The sequence below is a fragment of the Lacibacter sp. H375 genome, from assembly GCF_037892425.1.
GTDB lineage: Bacteria > Bacteroidota > Bacteroidia > Chitinophagales > Chitinophagaceae > Lacibacter.
This window is the reverse complement of sequence record NZ_JBBKTT010000001.1, coordinates 2883535-2896938: the sequence shown is the minus strand read 5'-3', so window position 1 is coordinate 2896938 and position 13404 is coordinate 2883535. Positions and strand designations below refer to the sequence as shown.

Below are 13404 nucleotides of genomic sequence, written 5' to 3'. Positions count from 1 at the left end.
TATTCATCCTTTTGTTTTGTCTGCTTCCAGAATTATTTATCAATCACACTCATCAGGTGGTGTTTACCTTTGAGCATGTATTTTTTACTTTGTTCAATTGCATCCATTACCTGGTCAAGAATTTCTTCAACAGGTGCATTGTAATCAATGTTCATGGGTTCTTTAATTGTAACGGAAAGAAGACTTCCTCTCTTTTTAAACTTCAACCCTTTTTTATTGAATGCACGCCAAAATCCATTGATCACTATCGGTACAACAATTGGCTGGTTCTGTTTAATGATATACGCCGTTCCTTTACGCCCGGGAGCAAAAGGTTTTGTTGTTCCCTGTGGGAAGGTAATTACCCAGCTATCATTCAACGCTCTGGCAATTTTTCTTGTATCACCCGGATCGAGACCACGCTGCACTTCTTTACCTTCTGCACGCCATGTACGCTTTACCGTTAGTGCACCTGCTTTGGCAAATAAACGGGTGAGCCATGTATCTTTCATGGTTTCTGCAGCGGCTACATAGTAAATTTTAGTAATCGGATTCAGCAAGTAATATGGAATGCCTAAACCTTTATACTTACCCCATTTGGCAGCAAAAAAGATATGAAGAAACGTGATCACATCAGCAAAATAAGTCTGATGGTTACTTACAAACAACACATTTCGCTTGGGAAGATCTTTTAACCGTTCTGCGCCATTTACCTGAAGCTTATTAATGAGGGCAATGCCCGGATAAGTGATTGCTCCAACAACACCGTACACCACACGACGCAATAAATTAAAATTCTTTATTCGTTCGAAGAAAGTTGACATGGTTAAAGTTGATTGACGTCCCCGAAGGGACGTGCAAGATAACAATTTGGTAATATTGGCAATCATTAATTTTAGGTTGTCGGGTTATTACTACAACGTTAATTGCCCCTACTTTTGCGCCATGAAATGCCCATAAAAGATATACCAGTCAAAGTGGATTATTTGGGCAAATTATGTGGCAAATAAAAACAGCCGCCGAGCGGCGCATTAGCAAGAAATCACATGAAATTGAAGGCGGTTATTTTCGATATGGATGGTTTACTCATTGACAGTGAGCCTTTATGGCAGGAAGCCGGCAGCGAAACCCTTGCAGACTTTGGCAAAGAACTTACACTTGAACAATATCATTCATCTACAGGTTTACGTACGGAAGAATGGATCCAGCATTGGTTCCATTATTTTGATATTTCGATGGAGCATTCTGCAACTGCAATAGATACCATCATCAGTAAAGCCATTTCCAAAATAGACGAAAAAGGAATTGCCTTTGCAGGAGTTGATCAGATTATCCCTTTCATGAAAGCACATTCGCTGAAGGTTGGACTTGCAACATCCTCTCCCATTTCTTTAGTTGAAGTGGTGCTGAAAAAACTTGACCTGCAAAACAGTTTCGATGCAATAACATCGGCAGAAAAATTGCCATTCGGTAAACCACATCCTGAAGTGTATCTCAACTGCGCCGCTGAACTAGGTGTGGCAGGAATGGAATGTATTGCATTTGAAGATTCGTTCAATGGGATGATCGCCGCAAAGGCTGCACGTATGAAATGTGTGATTGTGCCTGCGCTGCAAGATCATGATCACCCAAAATGGAATGCGGCGGATATTAAGTTACGTTCACTTACTGAATTTGATGAAGAGAAATTGCGGTTATTTTTATAATTGCTCCATCAATTGATGGGAGGTGAGAGTTTCACGAAGGAGCGCCAGCAATTTACGTTTATCAGCAAAGCCAGTAAAACTCCCATCAGTATTTATTACCGGCATATACCATAAGCCGGAGATATCAAACAATCGCATGATCTTTTGAATATCATCTTTCACAGAAATAGTGTACTGTGGTTTTACCATCACTTCAGCGATCTGTTTTTTATCCAACATATCCTCTTTCAATAATAATGATTTCACATCATCAATATAAACAAGGCCGATGAGCTTCCTTTCATCATTGAGCACCGGAAATACTGTTTGATCGGTCACTAAAAACGCATCGGATAGTTTACGAAAAAGATCACTCGAACGCAAAGCAATACAGTTACGTTCCACAATCGCTTCCGGTTTAATATTATTCAACAGCACAAGTTCTTTATCATCCACTTTAAATCCTTTCTGCGCCAGTTTCTCTGTGTAAATGGAATACGGTTCAAACGCACGGGTAATAAAATAACTTACTGCTGCAACGATCATCAACGGAACAAACAGTGTGTAACCACCCGTCACTTCTGCAATTAAAAATATAGCAGTGAGTGGCGCATGCACTACACCACTAAGAATACCAGCCATGCCTGCCGCCACAAAATTCACAGTGAGCAACTCCTTCCAGCCTGTTGTATTGAAGAAATGAGCAAATGCAAAACCCGTGACAGCACCGGTAAATAATGTTGGAGCAAAAATGCCACCATTACCTCCCGCATGAATGGTAACTGCCGACGCAATGACCTTGAACAATACAATACCTGTAACAATCAACAGTAACACATAAGGATTACTTGCCCATTCTTCGTAAAATGTATTACTTATTAATTTAGATGTATCACTTTTAAACAATGCAGCAATGGTTGAATAACCTTCTCCATATAAAACCGGGAATAAAAAGATCAACAAACCCAACAATAAACCTCCTCCAATTGCTTTTGGCAAGATCCTCGTTGCCGATGCAAATTTCTTTTCGGTCCAGAAATAAACACGCATGAAATAAACTGATACCAATCCGCACAAACCTCCAAGCAAAAGATAAAATGGAATTGCATCGGTTCTCCATTCCTTCGTAAGTAAATAAAATAAATGCTCCTGGTAAAGTAAACGGGATACTACTGCACCACTTGCAGAAGCGATCAATACCGGAATGAAAGTGGGAATAGAAAATTCAGCCAGTAATACTTCCATTGCAAACAGCACGCCTGCAACCGGCGTATTAAACACTGCAGCTATACCGGCTGCTGCACCACACGCAAGTAATACAACACGCTCTTTATGACTCAATAAAAAAATACGTGCAATGTTTGAACCAACAGCTGAACCAGTAATAACGATCGGCGCTTCCAAACCTACTGACCCACCAAAGCCAACGGTAACAGCACTGCTCACCATATGGCTGTACATGTTATCTGGTGAAATATTCCCGTGCCGTTTAGAGATCGATTGAATAATATTACTGATGCCATTGCCTATTTTTCCCTTCCTGATCTTCTGCACAAAAAAAACAGTGACGAGAATACCAATGAGCGGGAGAAGATAATATAGATATGGCCAGTCGTTGCCTTTGAATCCTTCACGTAAAAGATATTGAACAGCATGTACTGATTTCTTCAACGCCACTGCAACCAACCCCACTGCTACACCCACTATAACACTTGCGACCAAAAGAAAATTCCTGTCGCTGATGTGTGCTACCCTGTATTGATTAATATTTTTTACAACCGACCTTATAGTCATAGTGATCAGGCAAATTCAAGCAGTTCATCAAATGAGGGAACAGTAATCTGCCTGTCGGCAAGGTAATTTAATAATTCGTTTGATGAGCAGAAAGAAATTCCAACTCCTACATGTTTGATCATGCAAAGATCATTTTCACCATCACCAACTGCAATAGCATTGTTGATATCTATATTGTAATGCTTGAGAATATGCTGCACTGCATTTGTTTTACAAATAGTGTGTTTGCAAAGTGAATGTTGTGTATTAAAAAAGAAAGATGGCAGTTTCACTTCGCCAGTTGCCACACTTTTTGAAAACTCCAGTTCATTAGCCAATGAAAAATCAGCTCCTATTTTTGTTTTAACGTGATTGGCCACCACATCATAACTATCGCTGATGATTCCAACAACATAACCTCTTCTTTTCAATTCTTTCACAACTTGTTGGGTATTGTTCACAACCGGAATGCTTTCAACTACTGCAAGTATCTGCGACAGATTTAATCCCTTCAACAACCTGGCTACATTCTTTGTAACACTTGTTGCATCACTTCCGCTGGTGCGTATATCTAGCAATTCTTTTTCAAAACCGTATAGTTTGGCACATGTATCAATAAAACGTCCACGTAAAACGGTATTATCCATATCAAAAATGGCAATCTTATCTAGCCCCATTAAGCTTTCACGAATGGCAAAATCCATCTGGTCTCTTATCTCAGAATAAGATTGTAACTCCTCCAGATTTATTTTCGGTTTATTTTCCTGCATGGCTTTTTGAATAATTGCTCTCGACACTTCTTTACTCATCTTCCCCAACGCCTGCCATGGTTTACTTTTATTATCGAGGTAACCAATGTTCACCTCTGTAATTCGTGCTTTCTGCAAATACATATCGATGAGTATACCGATATCAACTCCATAATCATCATAAAAATCGATCTTCTCAAAAAATTGTTTACGGCCTGCAATCATACCACTTAAAGGCTGGTCAAATTCTGAGAGATCAGGAAACAAAATGTTGAGCAATGGTTTTGCAACAAGTTCCGTTACACGACCTGCATTACGCTCAAAGGTTGCTTTTACAAAATCATGTGTGTCGTTAATGATCGGATCAACAAGATTACAAATAGTATTTGGCGGATATGGATCAATGTCGCCATCAAGAAAAATGAGGATATCATTTGTTGCACAAAGCATGCCCTCTTTCATGGATGCACCTTTGCCCAGTTTTGTACTTGTAATAACTTTGGCGCCTGCTGCAAGTGATCTGCTCACCGTATCATCAAACGACTTATCGTCTACCACAATTACTTCATTTACATATGCATTTTTGAAGGCAAACCTGATCACGCTCTCAACTGTTTCAGCTTCATTCAATACCGGAATAATTACTGTTACCATACAGATACAATTTTTTTTGGTTAGAATTCGGGGTGAATTACAGTTAGTCTACATAGAAGACAGAAAAGAGAAATTCCGCCGGGTGTATTGCAAGATGAATGCCACAAAAAAATAGTTGCATCAAAAACAAACAGAATTTTCCCATTTGTTATTGAGAATCAGTTTTAAATTATTTTCGATAGAAAGTTAAACATAAAAAAAGGATATCCTTTGGGGATATCCTTTCCTTTTAAAATAAATAATATTTATTTAAACGCATTAATACCCGTAACATCCATACCTGTGATGAGTAAATGAATGTCGTGTGTGCCTTCATAAGTGATCACACTTTCAAGGTTCATCATGTGACGCATAACAGAATATTCACCTGTTATACCCATTCCCCCAAGCATCTGCCTTGCATCTCTGCAAATATTTGTTGCAATTTCACAACTGTTACGCTTAGCCATGCTCACCTGTTGCGGTGTAGCTCTTCCTTCACTCATCAATACACCAAGACGCCAGTTTAATAATTGTGCTTTGGTTATTTCGGTGATCATTTCTGCCAACTTTTTTTGTTGCAACTGAAATCCTGCGATAGGCCTGTCGAACTGAATACGCTCTTTACTGTAACGCAAAGCAGTATCGTAACAATCCATTGCAGCACCTAACACACCCCATGCTATTCCGTAACGAGCTTTGGTTAAACAACCCAACGGACCTTTCAATCCTTTTACGTTTGGCAAAATATTTTCTTTGGGCACTTTTACATTATCAAAAACCAATTCACCCGTTGCGCTTGCACGCAAACTCCACTTACCATGTGTTGTTGGCGTAGAAAAACCTTCCATTCCTCTTTCCACAATTACACCACGCACAATTCCTTCTTCATCCTTTGCCCAAACAACAGCCACCTGTGAATAAGGTGCATTGCTAATCCACATTTTTGCACCGTTCAATATCACATGATCACCTGCATCTTTTATGTTTGTCAACATACTGCTGGGATCACTACCATGATTTGGTTCTGTTAAACCAAAACAACCCAACCATTCACCACTTGCAAGCTTGGGTAAATATTTGTTGCGTTGCTCTTCGTTACCATAAGCATAGATTGGATACATCACTAAACTCCCTTGCACACTTGCAGTTGAACGCACTCCACTATCGCCACGTTCCAATTCCTGCATCATCAATCCATAACTGATATAATCCAAACCGCCTCCGCCATATTCAACGGGTACTGTTGGACCAAAGCAACCTAAGTCGCCCATTTGTTTTACGATCTGTTGAGGAAACTCTGCTTTCTGTGCATAGTCTTCAATGATTGGAGAAATTTCTTTCTTCACGTAGCTGCGAACTGCATCACGAATCAACTTATGTTCTTCGGTTAACAATTCATCTACTAAAAAATAATCGGGGCTTTGAAAAAGGTCTTGTTTCACTGACATAGCAAAGACGTTCGTTTTAAAAGATAACAAATGTACGTGTGCGCATCCACACAAAAAAGTTGTACTTTTTCGCCTATCAAACGATTTATGTATGAAACAATTTCTTCTTTTCATTTTACTGGTTACGACATGCACTGTTTATGCCCAACAGGAAGCCGAGAAACCGAAAGAAAAAATTCAGCCATATTGGTTTGTGATGTTGCTGAAAGGCACTAACCGTTCGCAGGATTCTGCAACTGCTGCAAAAATTCAGGAAGGCCATATGGCAAATATGGCGAGACTGCATAAAGAAGGAAAACTGAAAGTTGCAGGACCTTTTGGCGATGGTGGAGACTGGGTTGGGCTTTTTATTTTTGATGCGTACGCACCGGGTTGTAAAACAAAAGAAGAGATCGAGTTGTTGGTAAAAACAGATCCTGCAATTATTGCAGGCCGACTAACCTACGATATTCGTCCATGGTGGACGATGGGAAGTGGTAGTTTTAAAACGGGCATTCCTGAAAATTAAACTCACAGCAACATGCATAAAGCGTTTTTTCAATTTGCACTTCTATAAAACATCAATAAGCATTATGCAATTCCTTTACCCGATCATTCTTATTTTCATTTTAAACATTTCATGTAACATCAGTAAGATGCCAGCAAACACATCCCAAAAAAAATATACTTATCTCGCCCTTGGCGATTCTTATACTATCGGAGAAAGTGTTCCTTCAGAAAAAAACTTTCCGCACCAGGTTGTTTCACTTTTAAGTAAAGAAAAAATAAATATCGATGAACCGGCAATCATTGCTAAAACAGGCTGGACAACGGATGAGCTACAGGAACAGTTAAGCCGTGTGCGTTTAGCTGTGCCGTTTGACTTTGTAACACTACTCATTGGTGTAAACAATCAATACCGTGGCCGGAGTAAAGAAGAATATGCACAGCAGTTTGAAGAACTATTGCAACAGGCACTTGGCTATGCTGCTGACAAAGCGAATCATGTAATTGTTTTGAGTATTCCTGATTGGGGTGTAACTCCATTTGCCAAAGACCGAAATAGAGCTGAAATTGCTAACGAGATCGATGCATTTAATGCCATCAATGAAAAGATAGCAAAGAAATATAATGTTCATTACATCAATATCACTCCGTTTACAAGAGAAGCCGCAACAGATAAATCATTGGTTGCTGAAGATGGATTGCATCCATCAGCAAAAGACTATGCAAGATGGGCTGAGAAGGTGACGGATCTGATGATAAAGGAAATTAAATGATAAAAAATAAGAAGAGAAATTTCATTTACGCTGGTTATACATTGTCTCACCATCCAGGCCCTAATTTTTCTAATGGCTCAGGTTGAATACTTTTAACGTCAGTCAATAACATTGGGTCCTCTCCTTTTTTAAATCGCTTATGCATATCTAACAAAAGAATAAAGAGCGATTCAATACCTTCATTCTTATCCCCAGTCTTTACTTTCAGTTTTACTAAAGCACCTTGAGCTGCTTGCCAAAAAAACAAACGATTTTGAGGAGCAAACGTTCTCAAATCCAGGTTGAACAATATACTCTCATCTTTTCGAATGAATCCTCCGTATCCATTGGGGTAGTCTCCATTTTCTTCTCGATATACAAATACGTCAAGATATTTATAAAAGTCGTCTGCGCCTTCAATATTTTTCAGCTCGCAAGTTATCAGTTCCAACATGCCAGCCATCCCGGTCCATCTTCTCGCAATCACTCTTCCATCATCTAGTGTCCAAAACGCTGAAGCCATATTCACCAACTTTAAAACTTAAGTAGCTTACTTTAAATAACTCTTCATTTCAAATTGATATTGCTCTGCAATTGCCTTTGCTTCTGTTGCAAAATCTTCTTTACCGGAAGCGTAGATAACTGCACGGCTTGCATTTACCAATAACCCACAATCATTGTTCATGGCTTTTTCTGAAATATCTTTTAAACTTCCACCCTGTGCACCAACACCCGGCACCAATAAAAAATGATCGGGAATAATGCTGCGGATGTTGACAAATTCTTCAGGTTGTGTTGCACCAACTACAAACATTAAATTATCTGGCGTACCCCATTTAGCAACAGTGCGTAATACACGTTCATATAAAAACTCAGCACGGAGATGTGTTTCGCCATTTTCACTGAGGAGTTGTTTCAATTCAAAATCATTGGCGCCTTTGTTTGAAGTCAGTCCAAGAACGATCGCCCACTTTCCTTCGTATTCCAAAAAGGGACGCACACTGTCTTCACCCATGTATGGCGCAACAGTAACTGCATCAAAATTCATGGCTTCAAAAAAAGCACGTGCATATTGTGTAGATGTATTGCCGATATCGCCACGCTTGGCATCTGCAATTTTAAAATGTGTGTCGGGAATATAATTTACAGTGCGTTCCATCACCTCCCATCCCTTCACACCCATGGCCTCATAAAACGCAGTGTTGATCTTGTAACTCACACAATGCGGCAACGTAGCATCAATGATGGCTTTATTGAATTCAAACATCGCATCGGGATGCGATTGTAAATGTTTTGGGATCTTGGTAAGATCAGTATCTAAGCCAACACACAGGTATGATTGCTTTTGATTGATCTGCTCAATAAGTTGCTGCCTCGTCATGCGGCGAAGATATAGAAAGATGTATGATGTAAGAAGTACGGGGTATGAATCTTGCGTAATTTTAAACCTCTAAGATATTCCTCATCGCTTCACCGAATTTCCACACTTCTTCAAATGTATTATACAAAGGCACAGGCGCTAAACGGATCACTGATGGCTCCCGCCAATCAACAAAAAAATCCTGCTCCATCAACGCATTGTAAATTTCTTTGCCCCGTTGCAGCATGTTCATGCTTACCTGGCAACCATGTTCGCTTTCGTTACGTGGAGTAATAAATTCAATGATGGGTTCTTTCTGCGAGGCATTTACTTCATCGAGGATATACCACAAATATTCAGTGAGTAATTTTCGTTTGCGGTTGATATTTTCCCAGCCAGCCTCTTCCACAATTTCCAATGCAGCCAGTTGTGATGCATACAACAACAAAGCTGGTGTCCCCAATTGCCAACCTTCGGCCGATTGAACCGGTTTGAATCCCTTTTCCATTTGAAAACGGGTGGCTTTTTCATAACCCCACCAACCTGCAAAACGTTGTATCGACGGGTCAGTATGATAACGCTCATGCACATAGGCAGCTGCCACGGCACCGGGACCGGAGTTTAAATATTTGTAATTACACCAGCAGGCAAAATCAACATTCCAGTCGTGCAGGTTCAGTTCAATATTCCCGGCAGCATGCGCCAGGTCGAAACCAACTTTGGCACCGGCTTGTTTTGCCAGTTGCGTAATGGTTTGCATATCGAATAACTGTCCGCTGTAATAATTGATGCCGCCGAATAATACCAATGCCAATTCTTCTCTGTGTTGAACAATAATCTGCAACAGGTCTTCATTACGAATGGTATGTTCGCCTTCTCTTGGTTTTACTTCAATGATCGCATCTGTAGGATCGAACCCATGATGCCTTACATGTGTTTCCATCATGTATTGATCGCTGGGAAATGCTTTTGCTTCGCAAAGAATCTTAATTCGTTTGCCTTGCGGACGATAAAAACTCACCAGCATTAAATGCAGGTTCACGCTGAGGTTGTTCATCACCGTTACTTCATGTGGTAAACAACCAACGATCTTGCTTAACGGACCAACCAACCTGTCGTGATAATCCATCCAGGGTTGTTCTGCATGAAAGAATGATTCAACACCCAGCTTTCCCCAATCATCAAGAATGGTTTGGAGTTTATCTTTTGTTCGCTTTGGTTGCAAGCCAAGTGAATTGCCCAGAAAATAAACTTTCTCCGTTTCATTGGCTGATGGAATAATAAATTGCTGACGGAATGATCTTAACGGATCCTGCTGGTCGAGTTGTTGAGCAAACGCAAGCGTTGGTTGAAACTGCATAATTATAGCTACTGTAACGGAGTTTAAAATAAATTCGGGTAATCGCTGATGATGCCATCAACACCCATTTTCTTCAATTGTTCAATTTCTTCTTTTGTATTTACTGTCCACGGAATTACTTTGATCTTTTTTGAATGGCAATAACTGATCAACTCAGCATTCACCAAGGAATAATGTGGACTGTATATCGTTGGCTGAAAGCCTAATGCTTCAATTTGCTTTTCTATTCCACGTTTATCATCATCTTCAATGAGCATAGCTGTTTTCATTGCGGGATAATGTTGATGCAGGTATTGCAATGTGCGAAAATCGAATGACTGGATGATCACACGCTCTTCCAGTTTCTTTTCTTTGATCACTGTCATCAACAACTCAACAAATTCATCGGGCTTGGGATGATAAAGACCATCACCAATGGGTAAACATTTTGTTTCGATGTTGAAATAAGGTTGCGGACGACTGTGCGATTGCATATAAACTGCCACACTATCAAACAGATCACACAACAAAGGTTTTACAGCAGCGATTTTTTTCTGCTGCGGAAACCTAGGGTGAGATTTCAATCCCACATCATACGTCTTCACCTGCGCATACATCATCTGAAAAATGTTCAACCCTCTTTCTTCTGCTAAAGAGACTGCTTCCCCGTTTGGCTTTGTTGTAATATCATGATTAAAAAAAGGCTCATGCGAAACAATCACCTGTTTATCTTTTGTGATCACTACATCAAGCTCGAGTGTTGTTACATTTAAATCCAATGCATGCAGCATTGCAGGAATTGTATTCTCCGGCATTAAACCCCTACAGCCACGATGGCCTTGTTTATCAAAACCCATATCATCTGCAGATGGGCCAGTAACAGTTTTCATATTGGAGCAACTTATTAAAAGTATGATCAGTGTATAACAGCAATAATTTTTCATGACGGAAACACTTTATCTTTTCGCTCTTCCATCACCTTCGCCACTTCAGCAGCTTCGCTACCTTCTGCCTTCAAATGGTCAATGATGTTATGATAACTTTTCTCATCCCTGTTCTGGCTCAGTTTAAATACATGTTCCAATGATGTCACTTCAATTTCAAACCCAGCAATGGCTTTCATTAAACGTGCAGTATATTCTTCAGGTAAGTTATCAAATATTGTAGCAGAGTGCACATTGTTATGCTCGTAGTGCAGCGACAGTTTCCGCAACGCATCAGCCAATCCATTTTCGTCTAAAAAACGAAGTTGCCCACGTGCATGTACACTGCTATAATTCCATGTACTTACATTCTGCTGATTTTCGTACCAGGTTGCACTTACGTATGCATGTGCTCCCGTAAAGATCACTAACGCTTCTGTATTTTTTTCAAACACAAGATGATGGTCCTGTTTCCTTGTAACATGTCCAAGTAAAAACAATTTACTTTCCCGTTCTTCAATCATCAATGGCAACTGTGTTGCAACCGAACGTCCGTCGGCATTACCTATAAGCATCGCAAAAGGATGCTGTTTCATAAATTCAACAACAACCTGTTCATCAGGTTCTTTAAAATGACTGAAGTTATACATGCGCCAAAGGTAAGGTTCTGTAAAAACAAGAAGACTATAAACACCCAGGTTACATAAAAATTAACGGCGGACTTTCAGCCCGCCGTTAACACAAATGCAGCCAACTTATGTGCTGCTTCTGAACAACGCATTCGTAATTGCTAAAATAATAATGGCACCAAGTGCACCGGTTAAAATGGCACCTATCCACCCGGCACCAAAACTCACACCCACTTTACCGAGCAACTAATAACCAACAAAACTTCCAAGAATACCCACCACAATATTACCCAGTAAACCGAGGCCTCTTCCTTTGAATAATTGACTGCCGAGCCATCCTGCAATGGCACCAATCAATAATGTTGCAATAATTTCCATACAATTGATTTTTTGCAAATGATGAATAATGATTAGCACTACAGCCCCTAAAATTATCGTGCCAAAAAAGATGGCGGGCCTTCGGCCCGCCATCACAAAAATCAAAACAGTATACTCTTAAGAGACAATTTCAAGCGTTTGGGTTGCAGGTATTTCTGCATTACGCATAGAAATACTCCGCACAGCTGCATCTGTAAATTCTTCAAATGCTTTTTTTGTTACTTCATCATCACCTGCCATGATGGGCTTACCATAATCTCCACCTTCACGTATACTTTGCACCAACGGAATTTGTCCGAGGAATGTCAATTCAAATTCATCGGCCAAACGTTTACCACCATCTTTTCCAAAAATGTAATACTTGTTGTTTGGTAACTCTGCCGGTGTGAAATAAGCCATATTCTCCACCAAGCCAATGATCGGCACTTTTATTTGCGCCTGTCCAAACATCGCCACTGCTTTCTTCGCATCGGCTAATGCAATATCCTGTGGAGTTGTTACAACAATTGCACCTGTAACAGGAACTGTTTGCACCAACGTTAAATGAATATCACCAGTACCCGGCGGCATATCAATTACAAGGTAATCCAATTCTTCCCACAACACATCTGTTACAAACTGGCGAATAGCGCTGCTGGCCATTGGTCCACGCCAAACAATCGCATCCTTTTCATTCACCAATAAACCAATGCTCATGAATTTGATACCATACTTCTCCATTGGAACGATCATGCCTTTACCATTCACTTCTGTCATTTTCGGACGTTCACCTCTTACACCAAACATCATCGGAACACTTGGTCCGTAAATATCAGCATCCATCAAACCAACTTTTGCACCGCTTTGTGCCAATGCAATAGCGAGGTTAGCACTAACTGTGCTTTTGCCCACTCCGCCTTTACCACTCACAACTGCAATAATATTTTTTACATTCGGCAGTACTGATCTTGGATCTTTCCTGTTGCTGCTGGTATTCGATGTAAAATTCACGATCACCACAGCATCTTTATTCACCAGTAATTCAATAGCATTGGTGGCGGCACGTCCCATCATATCCTTCATGGGACAGGCAGGTGTGGTCAATACGATCGTAAAAGAGACTTTATTACCATCAATTTCAATGTCTTTAATCATATTCAGCGTAACGAGGTCTTTACCCAAGTCTGGTTCCTGTACGTTACTCAATGCCTGCAGCACTTGTTCCTTTGTCATGTTTGTAGTATTTGTTAAAAAAGCTGATCCGGCTGCAAAATTAACCATAGATTGC

At 40.2% G+C, this 13404-nt stretch carries 14 protein-coding genes; 3 read left to right on the top strand and 11 right to left on the bottom strand.

Translation table 11 applies throughout. The features are described 5' to 3' along the window. Nucleotides 1–32 precede the first annotated feature (32 nt). The gene (locus WG954_RS12715; protein ID WP_340436967.1) at nt 33–803 is read right to left on the bottom strand and encodes a lysophospholipid acyltransferase family protein; all 771 of its coding nucleotides are present in this window, start codon (nt 801–803) and stop codon (nt 33–35) included. A gap of 222 nt (nt 804–1025) precedes the next feature. On the opposite strand from WG954_RS12715, the gene hxpB reads away from it, so the two are divergent. Continuing rightward, nucleotides 1026–1685 (top strand): hexitol phosphatase HxpB, encoded by a 660-nt coding sequence (gene hxpB / locus WG954_RS12710; RefSeq protein ID WP_340436966.1) that lies wholly within the window; start codon nt 1026–1028, stop codon nt 1683–1685. Here the strand turns inward: hxpB and WG954_RS12705 are convergent. From WG954_RS12705 to WG954_RS12695, 3 genes are all read right to left on the bottom strand, one after another. Then, nucleotides 1680–3458 carry a chloride channel protein gene (locus tag WG954_RS12705; protein ID WP_340436965.1) on the bottom strand — a complete coding sequence of 593 codons (1779 nt, stop codon included), beginning with the start codon at nt 3456–3458 and terminating at the stop codon, nt 1680–1682. The genes hxpB and WG954_RS12705 overlap by 6 nt on opposite strands. Nucleotides 3459–3463: 5 nt before the next feature. After that, nucleotides 3464–4840: an HAD-IB family phosphatase gene (locus tag WG954_RS12700; RefSeq protein WP_340436964.1), complete on the bottom strand. Its 1377-nt coding sequence runs from the start codon at nt 4838–4840 to the stop codon at nt 3464–3466. Between the two features lie 245 nt (nt 4841–5085). Then, a complete protein-coding gene (locus WG954_RS12695) occupies nt 5086–6270 on the bottom strand; it encodes an acyl-CoA dehydrogenase family protein (protein WP_340436963.1) in 1185 nt (394 codons plus the stop codon). A gap of 91 nt (nt 6271–6361) precedes the next feature. Between WG954_RS12695 and WG954_RS12690 the strand changes: the two genes are divergently transcribed. Together WG954_RS12690 and WG954_RS12685 are read left to right on the top strand one after the other, a co-directional pair. Next, nucleotides 6362–6778, top strand: coding sequence for a YciI family protein (locus WG954_RS12690; RefSeq protein ID WP_340436962.1), 417 nt, complete (start codon nt 6362–6364; stop codon nt 6776–6778). A gap of 127 nt (nt 6779–6905) precedes the next feature. Further along, entirely contained in the window at nt 6906–7529 is a 624-nt protein-coding gene (locus tag WG954_RS12685; RefSeq protein ID WP_340436961.1) for an SGNH/GDSL hydrolase family protein, read from the top strand. 46 nt (nt 7530–7575) lie between these two features. On the opposite strand, the gene WG954_RS12680 is transcribed toward WG954_RS12685, so the two are convergent. From WG954_RS12680 to WG954_RS12650, 7 genes are all read right to left on the bottom strand, one after another. Then, nucleotides 7576–8031, bottom strand: coding sequence for a hypothetical protein (locus tag WG954_RS12680; RefSeq protein WP_340436960.1), 456 nt, complete (start codon nt 8029–8031; stop codon nt 7576–7578). Nucleotides 8032–8058: 27 nt separating this feature from the next. Next, complete coding sequence (pyrF, locus tag WG954_RS12675) at nt 8059–8889, bottom strand: orotidine-5'-phosphate decarboxylase (RefSeq protein WP_340436959.1); 831 nt, start codon at nt 8887–8889, stop codon at nt 8059–8061. A 61-nt stretch (nt 8890–8950) separates the two neighbouring features. Next, a complete protein-coding gene (kynU, locus tag WG954_RS12670; protein ID WP_340436958.1) occupies nt 8951–10228 on the bottom strand; it encodes a kynureninase in 1278 nt (425 codons plus the stop codon). Nucleotides 10229–10251: 23 nt separating this feature from the next. After that, on the bottom strand, nt 10252–11097 hold the full coding sequence (locus tag WG954_RS12665; RefSeq protein ID WP_340436957.1) for a glycerophosphodiester phosphodiesterase: 846 nt from the start codon (nt 11095–11097) through the stop codon (nt 10252–10254). A 50-nt stretch (nt 11098–11147) separates the two neighbouring features. Continuing rightward, entirely contained in the window at nt 11148–11780 is a 633-nt protein-coding gene (locus WG954_RS12660; protein WP_340436956.1) for an FMN-binding negative transcriptional regulator, read from the bottom strand. Nucleotides 11781–12005: 225 nt separating this feature from the next. Then, nucleotides 12006–12137 carry a GlsB/YeaQ/YmgE family stress response membrane protein gene (locus WG954_RS12655; RefSeq protein ID WP_340436955.1) on the bottom strand — a complete coding sequence of 44 codons (132 nt, stop codon included), beginning with the start codon at nt 12135–12137 and terminating at the stop codon, nt 12006–12008. A 117-nt stretch (nt 12138–12254) separates the two neighbouring features. Next, entirely contained in the window at nt 12255–13349 is a 1095-nt protein-coding gene (locus tag WG954_RS12650) for an Mrp/NBP35 family ATP-binding protein (RefSeq protein ID WP_340436954.1), read from the bottom strand. Nucleotides 13350–13404: the final 55 nt, after the last annotated feature.

Excerpts from the sequence above, each read along its gene's own strand:
- WG954_RS12715 (WP_340436967.1), bottom strand. The coding sequence starts at position 803 with ATGTCAACTTTCTTCGAACGAATAAAGAATTTTAATTTATTGCGTCGT.
- hxpB (WP_340436966.1), top strand. The coding sequence starts at position 1,026 with ATGAAATTGAAGGCGGTTATTTTCGATATGGATGGTTTACTCATTGAC.
- WG954_RS12705 (WP_340436965.1), bottom strand. The coding sequence starts at position 3,458 with ATGACTATAAGGTCGGTTGTAAAAAATATTAATCAATACAGGGTAGCA.
- WG954_RS12700 (WP_340436964.1), bottom strand. The coding sequence starts at position 4,840 with ATGGTAACAGTAATTATTCCGGTATTGAATGAAGCTGAAACAGTTGAG.
- WG954_RS12695 (WP_340436963.1), bottom strand. The coding sequence starts at position 6,270 with ATGTCAGTGAAACAAGACCTTTTTCAAAGCCCCGATTATTTTTTAGTA.
- WG954_RS12690 (WP_340436962.1), top strand. The coding sequence starts at position 6,362 with ATGAAACAATTTCTTCTTTTCATTTTACTGGTTACGACATGCACTGTT.
- WG954_RS12685 (WP_340436961.1), top strand. The coding sequence starts at position 6,906 with ATGCCAGCAAACACATCCCAAAAAAAATATACTTATCTCGCCCTTGGC.
- WG954_RS12680 (WP_340436960.1), bottom strand. The coding sequence starts at position 8,031 with ATGGCTTCAGCGTTTTGGACACTAGATGATGGAAGAGTGATTGCGAGA.
- pyrF (WP_340436959.1), bottom strand. The coding sequence starts at position 8,889 with ATGACGAGGCAGCAACTTATTGAGCAGATCAATCAAAAGCAATCATAC.
- kynU (WP_340436958.1), bottom strand. The coding sequence starts at position 10,228 with ATGCAGTTTCAACCAACGCTTGCGTTTGCTCAACAACTCGACCAGCAG.
- WG954_RS12665 (WP_340436957.1), bottom strand. The coding sequence starts at position 11,097 with ATGAAAACTGTTACTGGCCCATCTGCAGATGATATGGGTTTTGATAAA.
- WG954_RS12660 (WP_340436956.1), bottom strand. The coding sequence starts at position 11,780 with ATGTATAACTTCAGTCATTTTAAAGAACCTGATGAACAGGTTGTTGTT.
- WG954_RS12655 (WP_340436955.1), bottom strand. The coding sequence starts at position 12,137 with ATGGAAATTATTGCAACATTATTGATTGGTGCCATTGCAGGATGGCTC.
- WG954_RS12650 (WP_340436954.1), bottom strand. The coding sequence starts at position 13,349 with ATGACAAAGGAACAAGTGCTGCAGGCATTGAGTAACGTACAGGAACCA.